At 67.3% G+C, this 13,453-nt stretch carries 12 protein-coding genes; 4 read left to right on the top strand and 8 right to left on the bottom strand.

Going from position 1 to position 13,453, the window contains the following annotated elements; genetic code table 11:
• Positions 1–46: 46 nt before the first annotated feature.
• The 5 genes from ACTJKQ_RS03915 to ACTJKQ_RS03895 form a co-directional block, all read right to left on the bottom strand.
• Positions 47–1,003 (bottom strand): AEC family transporter, encoded by a 957-nt coding sequence (locus ACTJKQ_RS03915; protein WP_291443019.1) that lies wholly within the window; start codon positions 1,001–1,003, stop codon positions 47–49.
• Between the two features lie 153 nt (positions 1,004–1,156).
• The gene (locus ACTJKQ_RS03910; protein WP_056062805.1) at positions 1,157–1,861 is read right to left on the bottom strand and encodes an HAD family hydrolase; all 705 of its coding nucleotides are present in this window, start codon (positions 1,859–1,861) and stop codon (positions 1,157–1,159) included.
• Between the two features lie 60 nt (positions 1,862–1,921).
• Positions 1,922–3,007 (bottom strand): ABC transporter ATP-binding protein, encoded by a 1,086-nt coding sequence (locus tag ACTJKQ_RS03905; protein WP_440596066.1) that lies wholly within the window; start codon positions 3,005–3,007, stop codon positions 1,922–1,924.
• A gap of 177 nt (positions 3,008–3,184) precedes the next feature.
• Positions 3,185–4,522: an ATP-binding protein gene (locus tag ACTJKQ_RS03900; RefSeq protein ID WP_440596157.1), complete on the bottom strand. Its 1,338-nt coding sequence runs from the start codon at positions 4,520–4,522 to the stop codon at positions 3,185–3,187.
• A gap of 56 nt (positions 4,523–4,578) precedes the next feature.
• Entirely contained in the window at positions 4,579–5,304 is a 726-nt protein-coding gene (locus ACTJKQ_RS03895) for a response regulator transcription factor (protein ID WP_056744825.1), read from the bottom strand.
• A gap of 140 nt (positions 5,305–5,444) precedes the next feature.
• Here ACTJKQ_RS03895 and ACTJKQ_RS03890 point away from each other — a divergent pair, with 140 nt between their 5' ends.
• Complete coding sequence (locus ACTJKQ_RS03890) at positions 5,445–5,840, top strand: DUF2845 domain-containing protein (RefSeq protein ID WP_440596065.1); 396 nt, start codon at positions 5,445–5,447, stop codon at positions 5,838–5,840.
• A 48-nt stretch (positions 5,841–5,888) separates the two neighbouring features.
• Here the strand turns inward: ACTJKQ_RS03890 and ACTJKQ_RS03885 are convergent, their stop codons facing one another.
• Complete coding sequence (locus ACTJKQ_RS03885) at positions 5,889–6,653, bottom strand: TOBE domain-containing protein (protein ID WP_440596064.1); 765 nt, start codon at positions 6,651–6,653, stop codon at positions 5,889–5,891.
• 95 nt (positions 6,654–6,748) lie between these two features.
• Between ACTJKQ_RS03885 and modA the strand changes: the two genes are divergently transcribed.
• From modA to modC, 3 genes are read left to right on the top strand one after another with little or no spacing between them, the layout of a single operon-like run.
• A complete protein-coding gene (gene modA / locus ACTJKQ_RS03880) occupies positions 6,749–7,516 on the top strand; it encodes a molybdate ABC transporter substrate-binding protein (RefSeq protein ID WP_440596063.1) in 768 nt (255 codons plus the stop codon).
• Positions 7,517–7,555: 39 nt separating this feature from the next.
• Positions 7,556–8,239, top strand: a complete 684-nt coding sequence (gene modB, locus ACTJKQ_RS03875) for a molybdate ABC transporter permease subunit (RefSeq protein WP_440596062.1) — start codon at positions 7,556–7,558, stop codon at positions 8,237–8,239.
• Positions 8,236–9,324, top strand: a complete 1,089-nt coding sequence (modC, locus tag ACTJKQ_RS03870; RefSeq protein ID WP_440596061.1) for a molybdenum ABC transporter ATP-binding protein — start codon at positions 8,236–8,238, stop codon at positions 9,322–9,324. The genes modB and modC overlap by 4 nt, the downstream gene beginning before the upstream one ends.
• 63 nt (positions 9,325–9,387) lie before the next feature.
• Here modC and ACTJKQ_RS03865 read toward each other — a convergent pair whose 3' ends face one another.
• The gene (locus ACTJKQ_RS03865; protein ID WP_440596060.1) at positions 9,388–11,010 is read right to left on the bottom strand and encodes a PAS domain-containing protein; all 1,623 of its coding nucleotides are present in this window, start codon (positions 11,008–11,010) and stop codon (positions 9,388–9,390) included.
• 309 nt (positions 11,011–11,319) lie between these two features.
• The gene (locus ACTJKQ_RS03860; RefSeq protein WP_440596059.1) at positions 11,320–13,431 is read right to left on the bottom strand and encodes a TonB-dependent receptor domain-containing protein; all 2,112 of its coding nucleotides are present in this window, start codon (positions 13,429–13,431) and stop codon (positions 11,320–11,322) included.
• Positions 13,432–13,453 lie beyond the last annotated feature (22 nt).

The following is a 13,453-nucleotide window of genomic DNA, read 5'->3' as shown; positions in this document are numbered from 1 at the left end:
GATCAAACAGGCTGCTGAACGAAAGACTTGCGCACCGCTGCGGATATCACCCCACCACCCACCGCGTGACCGCCAAAATCACCACTGGCATGGTCACCAACCCCATGGCGGTGGACACCGCCACGCTGGCCGTCACCTCTTCTTCTGCCACGCGATAGCGCTGCGAGAATAAAAACACGTTGGCCCCGACGGGCAGCGATGCCGCGACGATCATCACGGCCAGCGGCATGCCCGACAGGCCCAGCGCCCAGCCCATGCTGGCCAGCACCAGCGGGTGCACCACACATTTCACCAGCGCAATGCGCAGCGCGGCCTTGAACTGGTGGCCGACCTTGGTGAATGCCAGCGTCACCCCCACCAGCAGCAGCGCAATCGGCCCCAGCGCCTGGCCCAGTAGCTGCAGGGGCTTGCCCACCACCTCGGGCACCACCAGCCCGGTCTGCGCAAACAGCAGGCCCGCAATGATGGGCAGCGGCACGGGGTGCACGATGCCGTTGCGGATGGCCTGCAGCACGGTGCGCCACATCGGCTGCTGCACCCCGCCCGGGCGCCCGGCATGTTCGCGTGCGGCCGCCAGCTCGAACACCACCGTGGCCGCAGTCAGCAGGATGAGCGAGTGCACCGAGATCAGGGTGAACAGCGTAACCAGCCCTGCCTCGCCAAACACCAGGCCCACCAGCGGCACGCCGATCATCAGCGTGTTGCTGAAGGTGTTGGCCAGCGCCCGCGCGGCGCCCAGCGTGTTGAAGCCCTGCACCGCCAGCGTGGCGGCATAGACCACACCAAACGCCACAAAGTAGATGCCCACGGGGCCGAAGTTGAGGTCTTCGATGTGCACCGTGCTCATGGTGCGAAACAGCAGCGCGGGCGTGAGCACCATGAACACGAGGTTGGCCAGGTCCTTGACGGACTCGGCACGTATCCAGCCGCGCCGCCCCACATAAAAGCCGATGGCAATGAACAGGATGACGGGGATCAGCGAGGTGAAGACAGGAGAGTTCACGGAGAAAAGCGCGCCAGGTCGGCAAGGGTGGGCGCCGATTGTCTCCCATCATCTCTGCCGACCAGGCGTAGTGTGTCTGGCGTACAGCGATACCACGCTATATTTTTAATAGCTATCAGCGCATACTCCACTAGCGCTTGGCGCCGATTCCTTTCAAATCCTCTGGCCTGCGCCCGCTGGGGGCGTATCTGCTGCGGCGCGCGGTGCGTCCGCCGACAGCAGGGCCAGCAGCCCTTGCAGCCCTTCCACCCGGTGGTCTGCCAGAGGCCAGGGCTCGACACCCGGCCGCACGGTCTGGACGGTGGTGGCCCCCAGCGCGCGCCCGGCCGCCAGCTCGGACAAGGGGTTGTCGCCCACCACCAGCATCTGGCGGGGCTTGCAACCCTCACGGGTCAGGATCTGTTCAAAGAGGGCCTGCTTGCCGTGCCCGGCACCGGTGGGTGGTGCGTCAATCGCGTCGATGAAGACCTGTTCAAACCATGGGCGGATTCCCAGCGCATCGATCTTGCTGTCCTGCAGGCGCCGAAAGCCGCTGGTGACCAGGTAGCGCCGCAACGGAATGCAGGGCAGCAGACCGATGTCGGCATAGCCTTGCAGCGGTGCTGTGGCTTCCATCTGGCTGAACTGCCGCCATCCAGCCGCACGCATGGCCGGCGTGAAATGGTGGCGCTGGGCCACCAGGTCGAACGCGGTGAACCAGCAGGCCTGCAGCGCTTGGTCCAGGGCCTGCGGGCTCAGCGCGCCCTGGTTGGCTTGCCGCACCGCCTCGAAAGCGGGCTCGAACAAGGGCCCCACAGCCCGGGCATCCATCAGGCAGTTGTCCAGATCAAAAACAGCAACGGTGTAGTCCAAGGGCATCGCTCATCAAAAAAAGTATCACTGAACGGCGCGGCGCGTGCCGGGCAAACGCCGCCCGCCTCATCCGGCCACGACGGACACCCCGTGGTCTGCCAGCGTCAGGCTGACCGGGGCCCCCACATCCAGCGGCAACTCCACCAGGGGCGACACCACAAAAATGGCGCCCAAGGCGCTGGCAAAGGTGTATTCCATAACGCTGCCCAGATAGGTGCAGCGGGTGACCCGCGCGGCCAGGCCCGCCGATGTGGCCGGTCCGATCACCCAGGCCTCAGGCCGCACGGCGATCTTGACCGGGCCTGCGGGCAGTGCGGCGGGTGACGGTACACGCAGCGGGCCGAGTTGCGCATACCCGGTGTCTGTGGTGCTGCCCGGGCTGGGCGCGTGGTTCTGGGCTGCAAACAGCATGGCCTCGCCCATGAAGCCGGCCACCAACTCGGAGGTCGGTTGCTCGTACAGCGCGCTGGGCGCGCCGCGCTGGGCGATGGCGCCCCGGTCCATCACCACGATCTGGTCGCTGACGGCCAGGGCCTCGGACTGGTCATGGGTGACGTAGGCCACGGTGAGCTTCAGCCGTTGTTGCAGGGCCCGGATTTCCTCGCGCATGGAACGGCGCAGGCGGGCGTCCAGGTTGGACAGGGGTTCGTCAAACAGCAGCACGGCGGGCTCTAGCGCCAGCGCGCGGGCCAGGGCCACACGCTGCTGCTGCCCGCCCGACAGCTCGTGCGGCCTGCGCTGGTCCAGGCCGTGCAGGCCCACGGTGTCGAGCATGGCGCGCGCCTTGTCGCGCACCTGCTGTTTGCCCAGGCCCGACAAATGCAGGCCGTAGACCACGTTGTCGATGACGTTCATGTGCGGAAACAGCGCGTAGTTCTGGAACACCAGGCTCACGTTGCGCTGCGCCGGGCCGAGGGGGGTCACGTCCTGCCCGTCGATGAAGATGCGTCCCGATGTGGGAGATTCGAGCCCGGCAATCAGACGCAGCGTGGTCGTCTTGCCGCAGCCCGACGGCCCAAGGATGGTGGTGAGCGTGCCGCGCGGCACGCTGAAGCTGATGTGGTCCACCACCAGCGGGGCGCCGGGTGACGAGCCATACCGCTTGCACACGTCCCTGAATTCAATGCCGTGGTGGCCCGCAGAGTTCGTCATGGTGTGTACGTTTTGGCGACTGCCATGTCTGAGGCCGATGGGAAGCTCAATGAACGACAACTGGCCCCATGAAACCGGCGCGCCCTGCGCCAGGGCAGCCGAGCAAGGACAGCCCCGCAGCGAGGGCTGCGTCCCCCTGGGGGGAAGGCGCCGCAGGCGACACAGGGGGGCTTCATATCAACTTTCCCAGGCCACCACGGCATCCACGCCGATGACCAGCCCCGCGTCCATGCGGTTGAACAGCGTGACCTGGGCGCCCATCGCCTCGGCAATCTGCCGGCAGATGGACAACCCCAGCCCCACCCCGCCCTTCCCCGCCGAAAACGGCTGGAACAGTCGCTGCCGCACGGCGTCGTCGATGCCGGGGCCCTCGTCCCACACCAGCACCTCGCGCCGCCCGGTGCTGTCGCGCAGCAGCACACCCAGCCGCCCATGGGTGGGCGTGTGGTGGATGGCGTTGGCCAGCAGGTTGCGCATCAGTTCGCCCAGCAGCGCTGCGTCGCCGGGTGCCCACAGCGTGTCAGGGCCCTCCAGCGCAAAGTCGAGCCGTTTGGCCGCAATCAGCGGTGCCAGCTCCATCACGGCCTCGCGGGCAATCGCGTTCAGGTCCACGCTGGGCAGCTCGCCCATGCGCTTGAGCTGTTCCACCTTGCTCAGGCTTAGCAACTGGTTGGCCAGGCCCGAGGCTCGGTCCACGGTGTGCAGCATCTGCTGCAGCGCATCGCCCACCAGCATGTCACCCGCCATGGCGGCCTGCAGCTGGGTGCGCAGCACGGCCATGGGGGTGCGCAACTGGTGGGTGGCATCGGCCAGAAAGCGCCGCTGCTCCTCGATCCAGCGGCTCTGGCTGTGTTGCAGCTCGGCAAAATGCTGCACGGCGGGCGCGAGTTCCGACGGGCCTTCGTAGATGCGCTCTGCAGTGCCCGCAACGTCGCCGCTGGGCGACCGCATCAGCGATACATCTGCATGCCGCAACCAGCCCGATGCCGCCCGCGCCAGCAGCACCGCCACGGAGGTCATCGCCAACGCCAGCAGAACCACCCACCACAGGCCCGAGCCACCGCCCAGCAGGCGGCGCGCACCCGGCAGGCGCTCGCCCAGCGGGCGCGCCGCCTGGCGCACCACGGGCGCAGCCACGGTTTGCCCGTTCTTCGCCTCGGCGGGCTGGTACAGGGTCACGGCCACCCGCACCAGTTGGTCCCCGACCTGCGCCAGGTAGAAGTGCACGGCACCGGGGTCACGCACCACCTCGGTGGGAGGCACGCGCGGCAGATCGGCGCTGCCAGCCAGGCGTTCGCCGTCCAGATTGCTCTCGCGGTACCAGACACCGGGCACGGGTTGGGCACGCAGGGAGGCGGCGGGCTCTGCTGACAGATCTGCGGGCCAGTGCGCCAGCGCCTGGCGCAGGGCCTCATCTTGCGCGGTAGCGTCATGCTGCGCCTGATAGGCCCATTGCACCACGCAGATCACGGCCACCAGCCCCCACAGCGGCACCAGCCAGCCCACCAGCAGCACCCGCTGCAATGAGCCGCCCCGCGGCCGCCAGGGCCGCCGCTGCCACCACCGCAGCGTCACCGGGCCACCCCGCCCTTATCGGACTTGTCGGCTTTGTCCGTCTTGTGGGCGGCCATGCTGTCGGCATCGCACAGCAGGTAACCAACGCCGCGCAAGGTCACGATCTCGGCGTTGGTGCCCACCAGCTTCTTGCGCAGCCGGTGCACCACCACTTCCACCGCGTCGGCTTGCACCTGCTCGTCCGTGTTGGCAAACACCTGGGTGCGCAACTCTTCCTTGCTCACCACCCGGTCCACGCGCGACATCAGCAGCCGCAGCAGCTCGGACTCCCGCTGCGACAGCTCCAGCGGCAAGGCATCGTTGTAGAACACGCCACTACCCGGCTCGCGGTACAGCGCCCCGCAGCGCAACTGCCCGTCGCGCCCCACGCGGCGCGTCAGGGCCCGCAGCCGCGCTACCAGTTCGTCCAGGTCAAATGGCTTGGCCAGGTAGTCGTCAGCCCCGGCCTCCAGCCCCGCCACCCGGTCTGTGACGGCCGCACGGGCCGTCAACGCCAGTACCGGTGTGGTGCTGCCGCCATCGCGCAGGCGCCGCAGCACCTCCAGCCCGTCCAGGCCCGGCAGCGACAGGTCGAGCGTGATCACGTCGAACGCGGTGCGCCGCGCAGCCGCCAGGGCCTCCTTGCCATCGGCGCAGCACAACACCTCAAACCCACGGGCCACCAGACTGCGGCTCAGGGCCCCGGCCAGATCAAAATCGTCTTCGACCAACAGCAGTTTCATCCCCCGATCATGCCGCCTGTGGCGGGCTGGGGCCACTGTGCTTCTACGGACAGGCGATGAAAGCGAAGCGAAAGGCGGTGCACGCCCCTCCACGGCTGTGTCGCTGTACAGTAACGCGCAGTATTTTCGAAACCGCCTCCATGAGATACCTCCGGAACCAGACAGCGCTGCCAGGCCTTTATCGAAGGACCTTGCAGCTGGTGGCAACCGCGCTGGCCCTGTGCACGGTGCTACCGGCCCAGGCCTCGCAGTCCCTGCGCTGCAATGGATCACTGGTGGGCAAAGGCGACTCTCCCGTGACGCTGCTGCAAAAATGTGGTGACCCCATCTACCGCCAGGGCGTGTGCGTTTCCATGCTGCAGCTGGGCTGGGTGGTGACGCCCTACCGCCCGGGCAGTCCCGCAGCAGTGCTGGCCAACCAGTGTGTGCCCATGGAAGAGTGGACGTACGACCGGGGGCCGGGCACCTTCCTGGGGGTGGTTCGCATCTACAACGGCACGATCGAATCCGTGCGCGACGGCGATCGCAGCAGGTAGCGGGGCCCGCTGGTCCGCTTGTCCAATGCGCTGGAAGGCCCTCAACCCTCAGGAAGCCGCGGCGATGACGATGCTGGATTCGTCAACAACCGCCGTGGCTTGCTGGCCCGCTCGAAGGCCCGCTCGGACCTTGGCTCCCTCAGCGGCAAAGCCCACCAGCTGGATGCCGCTGGGCAGCTGCAGCACCACCTCGGGGGCGGCGCCGCGAGCGACGCTCCGCACCACCCCGGCCATGGCATTGCCTGCGGGACTGCCAGGGGCCGGGGCCACCTGAACCGCCGTCGCCTTGCACAGCGCCAGCACACCAACCCCTGCCTTCAAACCCAGCAACTGGGCGCTGACCCGCGTGATGGACGCATGCAGCGCCTGCCCATCCGCCAGCAGCAGCTGCACACGCACCTGCCCTCCCACGGCACGCACCTTGCCCACGGAGCAAGGAAACTGGTTGCGCATGCTGGTGCGCAGCGCCAGTGCGGCGCGGCCGGTCGCTGCGTCGTCGTCGCTCTTCAATCGGCCCAGCACCTGCTGGCGTGCATCCGCCAGCGCATGGGCTGCCTGCAGCACCCGCTGGCCGGCTGGGGTGAGCGCGGCCCCGCCGCCGCCGCTGCCGCCCACCACCTTCTCCACCAGCGGCACCCCGGCCAGGTTGGTCAGCGTCTCCAGTGCCTGCCAGGCGGCCTTGTAGCTCACGCCCGCGCCCCGCGCCGCCTCGGAAATGGAGCCCACCTCGCCAATGCGGCGCAGGATGTCGATGCGCTTGTCCGTGGCCTCGTGGCCCAGCACCTCGGCCAGTGGCAGTGAAGAATTGCTCATGCGGGCATGTTAACTGGGTGGTACAGACGCTTGAGGCATCGCTGTTCATCAATGGAATAGCGCAGTGGCTGACATGCTACAGTCCCGCTATTCCAATGAAGAATAGCGAGATTGTCGTGAAGCGTTTCCTGTTGTCCCTGGCCGCCTCGTTGGCGATGGCGGTTTCGGCCCAAGCGGGTGAGGTGTCGGTGGCCGTGGCCGCCAACTTCACAGCCCCGATGCAAAAGATGGCCCGCCTGTTCGAGCAGGACACCGGCCACAAAGCCACGCTGGCTTTTGGCTCCACCGGGCGGTTCTATGCGCAGATCAAGAACGGTGCGCCGTTTGACCTGCTGCTGTCAGCCGATGATGAAACCCCAGCCAGGCTCGCCAAGGAAGGCCTGGCGGTCGATGCCAGCCGTTTCACCTATGCCATTGGCAAGCTGGCCCTTTGGAGCAAGCAGCCCAGCCTGGTAGATGCACAGGGCCAGGTGCTCCAATCCGGCACCTTCGACAAGATCGCGCTGGCCGACCCCAAGCTCGCCCCTTACGGAGCCGCCGCCGTGGAAGTGATGACCCAACTCGGCGTGCTGAACACCCTGCGGCCCAAGTTTGTGCAGGGTGAGAACATTGCCCAGACCCACCAGTTCGTCGCCACCCAGAATGCCCAGCTTGGCTTTGTCGCCCTGTCGCAGGTGATGGCCGATGGCCGCCTGGTGGAGGGCTCGGTGTGGGCCGTCCCTGCAGCGCTCTACACACCGCTCCGCCAGGACGCCGTGCTGCTGACCAAGGGCCAGGGCAACGCGGCAGCGGCGGCATTGCTGCAATACCTTAAGGGCGACAAGGCGCGTGCGGTCATTCGCGGCTTTGGCTACGAGCACTGAGATACTCACACCCCATCCACGCCACCGCCCTTTTCCTTTATGCCTCTGGGCCCTGAAGCACTGCAAGCCATCTGGCTGACCCTGCAGCTCGCCACCGTCACCACCCTCGTGTTGTTGCTGATCGCCACGCCATTGGCCTGGTGGCTCTCGCAAACGCAGTCCTGGTGGAAGGGGCCGGTGAGCGCCCTTGTGATATTGCCCGTGGTGTTGCCGCCAACGGTCCTTGGGTTTTACCTGCTGATGCTCATGGGGCCTGCGGGGCCGCTGGGTCAGTTCACGCAGGCCATGGGCTGGGGCCTGCTGTCGTTCACCTTCACGGGCTTGGTGATTGGGTCGGTGGTGTTCTCCATGCCGTTTGCAGTGCAGCCCCTGCTGCATGCCTTCGAGTCGATGGGCCGCCGCCCGATGGAGGTGGCCGCCACCCTGCGGGCCAGCCCGGTGGATGCGTTTTTCACGGTGGCCTTGCCGCAGGCCCGCACCGGCCTGCTCACGGCGGCCATCCTGAGTTTTGCCCACACGGTGGGCGAGTTTGGCGTGGTGCTGATGATTGGCGGCAACATCCCGGGCAAGACGCACGTGGTCTCCATCCAGATCTACGGCCATGTGGAAGCCATGGAATACGCCCAGGCGCACTGGCTGGCGGGCGGCATGGTGCTGTTCTCGTTTGCGGTACTGCTGTGCCTGGCGCTGCTCAAGAACCGTGGCTCGCGGGGGCAGTCATGAGTGCGCCCAGCGACCTGCGCATCCGGCTTGCGCTGCCGCGTGCCGACTTTGAACTGGCCGTGGACCTGCACCTGCCCGGCAGCGGCATCACGGTGCTGTTTGGCGCCTCGGGCTCGGGCAAGACCAGCGTGCTGCGCTGCGTGGCGGGGCTGGAGCGCGCGCACCCCGGCCTGGTGGTGGTGGCTGGCGAGGTGTGGCAGGACGATGTCACCCAGGTGTTTCTGCCCACCCACCAGCGGGCGCTGGGCTACGTGTTCCAGGAGGCCAGCCTGTTCGAGCACCTGGACGTGCTGGGCAACCTGCGGTATGGCCTGAAGCGCGCCCGGTCTGCGCAGGCCGAGGCCACGCTGCAGACGGCCATCGAACTGCTGGGCATCGGCCGCCTGTTGCAGCGCCGGCCCGGCCAGCTCTCGGGCGGCGAGCGCCAGCGGGTGGCCATTGCCCGTGCCTTGGCAACTTCCCCCCGCCTGCTGCTGCTGGACGAGCCCATGGCCGCACTCGACCTGGCGCGGCGCCAGGAGATCATGCCCTGGCTGGAGCGCCTGCGCGACGAGCTGCACATCCCCATGCTGTATGTCACGCACTCTGCCGACGAACTGGCACGGCTGGCCGACCACCTGGTGGTGCTGGAGGGCGGCCAGGTCAAGGCCGCCGGGCCGGTGGACCAGGTGCTGTCGTCGGTGCACCTGCCCATGGTGCTGGGCGACGACGCGGGCGCGCTGCTGCGCGGCCAGGTGCTGGAGCGGGACGCGGCCTGGCACCTGGCGCGCGTGGGTTTTGCCGGTGGCGCCATGTGGCTGCGCGACAGCGGCCTGCCCGTGGGCCAGGCGGTGCGGCTGCGGGTGCTGGCCCGCGACGTGAGCCTGACGGTGCAGGAGCCCATACAGACCAGCATCCAGAACCACCTGCCCTGCGAGATCGACTCGGTCGCGCCCGACGCCCACCCCTCGCAGGCGCTGGTGCGGCTGCGCTGTGGGGAGTCTTTTCTGCTCGCGCGGGTCACCCACCGGTCCCTGCATGCGCTGGGTGTGGTGCCCGGCAGCGCGGTGTGGGCCCAGGTCAAATCGGTGGCGATTGTTCCTTGAGGTGCCCACCTGCGGCCCTGCAGCCCGGATCCGCACGCCCTCGCCGGGCGTGGCCACGACGCCTTATGGGGCCACGCACACGCCCAATGACTGACTTTTGGCCTGGTACATGGCGGTGTCTGCCGCGCGCAGGTAGTCGTCGACCGTCGCCAGCCTGGATGCGCTGGTGGCCAAGCCAACACTCGCGCCACTGATCACGGTGTGTTCGCCGATTACATAGGGCGCAGCAAGGGCGGCAGCGATCTGCTCTGCCCGTTGGCTGGCTTCAGCGGGGTCAATGGACTCCAGCAGCACATTGAACTCGTCGCCACTCATGCGGGCGACCAGATCCACCGCCCGCACGCAGGATTCGAGCCGCCGCGCCACCTGCTGCAGTAGCTGGTCGCCCACATGGTGTCCGTAGCAGTCATTGACCGCCTTGAACCCGTTGAGGTCCAGCAGCAGCACGGCAAACATCGTGGCCCCACCGCGTATTGGCTCGCCATCACCGCTCGCCCCGTCGTTCTGGTGCAGTGCGATGAGTTGCGCGAGGCGATCGCGGAACAACGGCCGACCGGGCAAGTTGGTCAGCGCATCGTAGGAGCTGCCACGCTCGGCCAGATCACTCAACGATCCCGCCATGCGCACGGGAACACCGTCTTCAAACTCGGCGAGCCCGCGCCAATTGACCCACACCAGCCGCCCCGCCCCGTGGAACGCACGGAAGTCCACCGAAAAGTTCGCGCTGTTTCCGGACAGGTGTCTGCGGTAGGCCTCCTGCACGCGAGCGCGATCCTCGCGATCAATCAGTTGCTCGAGAAAGCGCCAGCCTCCGTCGTACACATGATCGCGGCTACCCAGCCCGACGATCTGGAGAAAGCGCCCGGACACATGCAGGGCGTCCGTTCGCAAGTCCCAATACCAGATGCCGTCATTGGATCCGCGGGTCGCCAGCGAATAGCGGTTTTCGGAGCGCAACAGATCGAGTTCGGTGTTCTTCTGCTGGGTGACATCGATCATCAGGCCGATCATGCGGTTCGGCCGACCCGGCTCGACCACCGCGCGGCACAGGTCACGCACCCACACGACCTTGCCCGACTTGGCAATCAGCCGGTAGCTCATCTCGTAGGCATGGCTGTGCGTGGCGTTGTAGGCGGCATCGTCGATCACCAAGGCCTCCTCCAGATCATCGGGATGCACATGCGCCCTCCAGAAGCCCGGGTCAGCCCGCCACTCCTCGACGGAGTAGCCGAACAAGCGTTCGACCTGTGGGCTCAGAAAGGTATTGCCCACCCCGATTTCAGCCTCCCACACCACGCCGTCAATGGTTTCCAGCAAGCGCAGAAAGCGCTGGCGAATTTCCACCAGCACCTGCTCGGTGACCTCGGTGATCTCGATCAGGACACCCTGGCGGCTGATCACCCGCTCTGCCGCATCCGTCTCCGGGTGGAACTGCAGACGCACCCAGCGGTAGTCCGCGTCGGCAAAGCGCAAGCGGAACACCGGCATGCCCGAGCGCATGGTGCCGATGTCGTCGGGATGCACGAATTCCAGCAAAGACCTGCCAAGCGCCGCTGCCACCGAGTGGCCGGTGAGCTTGTGCCACGCCGGGTTCAGGTACGTGATCTCCCACAGCGCATCGGTCTGCACCACCGCCTCAGGAAGCAGTTGCAACAGGTTTGCGGACGGCGTGGGAGTGGTGGGCATGCAGGGCTATTGCAAATGGGTCAGATTCATGCAGGCCCGCGCCGAACAAGTCCTTCGCGCGTCGCGCAACCCGGCGTTGGGCGGCCTGCTGCGGTGCCAATCCCATTTCCGAATCGGGTGCGCGCCATCACCGGGACTGAGGCAGCGTCGCCTTGACGGATCGACAAATCAACCACGTCAAAGCGAGTATGGCATGCATCCAAGTCGCCTTTGGACTCGGTGATTTGGGTGGTTTGGGGCCGGGAGGTGTGCAAGCCAGCAACGCCCTCCCCCGCCGCTGGCTCGCTCACATCACGACGGCATCACCCGTCAGAACGCCACCTTCACCCCCACCGTCAGGTTGCGCCCCATCAGCGGCGCTGCGTTCTTGATGAACGAGGTGTGCGCGTACGCCAGGCGGTCCGTCAGATTGTTGGCCTTCAGGTACACCTGCCAGGGGGTGCCGCTGCTGAACTGGCCGTTGTAGCTCACGCCCAGGTTTAGCATGCCGTAGCCGGGCGTGGCGGTTTCAAAGTCGGCCACGCGGTTCTGGCGGGCCACCTGCACCCATTCCACCTGGCCTTCCCAGGCCTGCCAGTTGGCGTCCAGCCGCACACCGGCGCGGGTGGCCGGGATGCGCGGCAGCAATCCACCGCCGTCCAGCTTGGCGCGCACGGTGTCGCCAAACAGGGTGATGCCCAGATTGCGTGTGAGGCGCTGGCGCACCTGGCCTTCGATGCCGGTGAAGGTGGCGTCGGCCTGGCTGTACTGCAGCAGTTGCAGGCCGTCCAGCGCGTCGAGCGTGCGGCCATAGATGTAGTTCTGGATGCGGTTGCGGAACACGCTCACGCCGAAGGTGGTGTCGCCGCTGGTCTTCTTCAGACTCACATCGATGTTCTGCGAGATTTCGGAGCGCAGGTCGGCATTGCCCCGTTCGTACGTGCTGGTGGCCATGTGCAGGCCCTGGGCGTACAGCTCTTCGGCCGACGGGGCACGGCTGGCGCGGGTGAAAGAGGTGCCCACCTGGTAGCCCGGCGTGAACTTCCACACCGCGCCCAGCGACGCCGAGGTGCCGTTGTGGCTGCGCTCAATGCCGCTGGTCTGGGCCTCGGCCGTCTGGCGGTCATGGCGCAGGGCGGCTTCAAAGCGCCAGTCGTTCCAGCGGTACTCTTCCAGCACGAAAAGGCCCGTCTTGCGGGTCACAGTGGGCTGCACATAGGCCTCCTCGCCCTCGGCGCTGAACTTGCGCTGCGAGGTCTGCAGGCCGATCACGCCCTTGAAGCCGCCGATGGGCTCGTGCTGCAGCTCGACGCGCGTGTCGTAGGCCTTGTTCTTGAAGGTGGTGCTGATGGCGCCGTCTTCGACCTCGTCGTGTTTGTAGTCGGTGACACCCGCACGCAGCCGCAATGCCGAGAAGCCCGCAAACGGGTTGCGCAGCTCGCCCCGCACGTCAAAGCGCTCGCTGCGCAGGTCCACCACCGGCACATCGCCTGCGGCGGCATCGTGGTCATGGCCGTCGGCTTCGTCGTCAGCGTGGGCGCCGCAGTGCAGGTGGTCGCCATGGGTGTGGCAGCCGTCAAAGCTGTGGTTGTGGCCGGGCAGACCGTACTTGGCGGTCTGGCGGGTGTAGGCCGCACCCAGGTAGCCCTGGTCGCCCACCCACGACAGGCCCACGCTGCCAGTGTCCGTGCGGTTGAAGCTGCCCAGCACCTTGCTGCCGCCCGACCAGCCCTTGCCCACGCGGTAGTCGCCTGCATCCCGCGCCACACCCTCCACATGCACGGCCAGGTTGCCCGCCCCACCCGTCAGCGAAAAGGCCCCGGCGCCCTCGCCCGCCCCCGAGTTGGCGCGCAGCTCGGCGCTGCCTTCGTAACCCTTTTGCGGGATGACGGTGGGCACCTTGCCGTCCAGCACGTTGACCACGCCGCCCACGGCGCCGTTGCCATAGACCAGGGCCGAGGGGCCGCGCAGCACCTCGATCTGCGTGGCCAGCAGCGGCTCGGACACCACGGCGTGGTCGGGGCTGATGGTGGAGGCGTCGTGCAGCTCGGCGCCGTCGCTCAGCACCTTGACGCGCGGGCCGTCCATGCCGCGGATGATGGGCCGGCTGGCGCCCGCACCAAAGTGGCTGCTGGTGATGCCGGGCTCGCTGTTCAGCGTTTCGCCCAGCGTGGCCTCGCGGCGGCGCACCAGTTCATCCCCTTCCAGCACGGTGGCGGGGGTGGTCATGTCGCTGGCGCCCAGCTGCAGGCCGCTGGCCGACACGGTGACTGCGGGCAGACTGGGTGCAGCGTCAGCCGCCGCAGCCGGCGCGGGTGCAGTCTGCGCCTGGGTGGCAACGCTGGTGCCAGACAGCGCCAGCAGGGTCGCCAGGGCCACAGGGTGGAGCGCCGGGCGTGCACGGCGGGAAGCAAAGCGGTGGGTAGAAAAGGTGTGGGTCATGGTGGTGGCCTGCAACAAGGCA

This window comes from Acidovorax sp. 22279, assembly GCF_052045435.1.
GTDB lineage: Bacteria > Pseudomonadota > Gammaproteobacteria > Burkholderiales > Burkholderiaceae_C > Acidovorax > Acidovorax delafieldii.
This window is presented reverse-complemented; position numbering and strand designations above follow the sequence as displayed.

Bases quoted from the DNA above. Each gene is read 5' to 3' on its own strand.
- ACTJKQ_RS03895 (WP_056744825.1), bottom strand. From the start codon at position 5,304: ATGAAACTGCTGTTGGTCGAAGACGATTTTGATCTGGCCGGGGCCCTG.
- ACTJKQ_RS03910 (WP_056062805.1), bottom strand. From the start codon at position 1,861: ATGCCCTTGGACTACACCGTTGCTGTTTTTGATCTGGACAACTGCCTG.
- ACTJKQ_RS03865 (WP_440596060.1), bottom strand. From the start codon at position 11,010: ATGCCCACCACTCCCACGCCGTCCGCAAACCTGTTGCAACTGCTTCCT.
- modA (WP_440596063.1), top strand. From the start codon at position 6,749: ATGAAGAATAGCGAGATTGTCGTGAAGCGTTTCCTGTTGTCCCTGGCC.
- modC (WP_440596061.1), top strand. From the start codon at position 8,236: ATGAGTGCGCCCAGCGACCTGCGCATCCGGCTTGCGCTGCCGCGTGCC.
- ACTJKQ_RS03890 (WP_440596065.1), top strand. From the start codon at position 5,445: ATGAGATACCTCCGGAACCAGACAGCGCTGCCAGGCCTTTATCGAAGG.
- ACTJKQ_RS03905 (WP_440596066.1), bottom strand. From the start codon at position 3,007: ATGACGAACTCTGCGGGCCACCACGGCATTGAATTCAGGGACGTGTGC.
- modB (WP_440596062.1), top strand. From the start codon at position 7,556: ATGCCTCTGGGCCCTGAAGCACTGCAAGCCATCTGGCTGACCCTGCAG.
- ACTJKQ_RS03885 (WP_440596064.1), bottom strand. From the start codon at position 6,653: ATGAGCAATTCTTCACTGCCACTGGCCGAGGTGCTGGGCCACGAGGCC.
- ACTJKQ_RS03860 (WP_440596059.1), bottom strand. From the start codon at position 13,431: ATGACCCACACCTTTTCTACCCACCGCTTTGCTTCCCGCCGTGCACGC.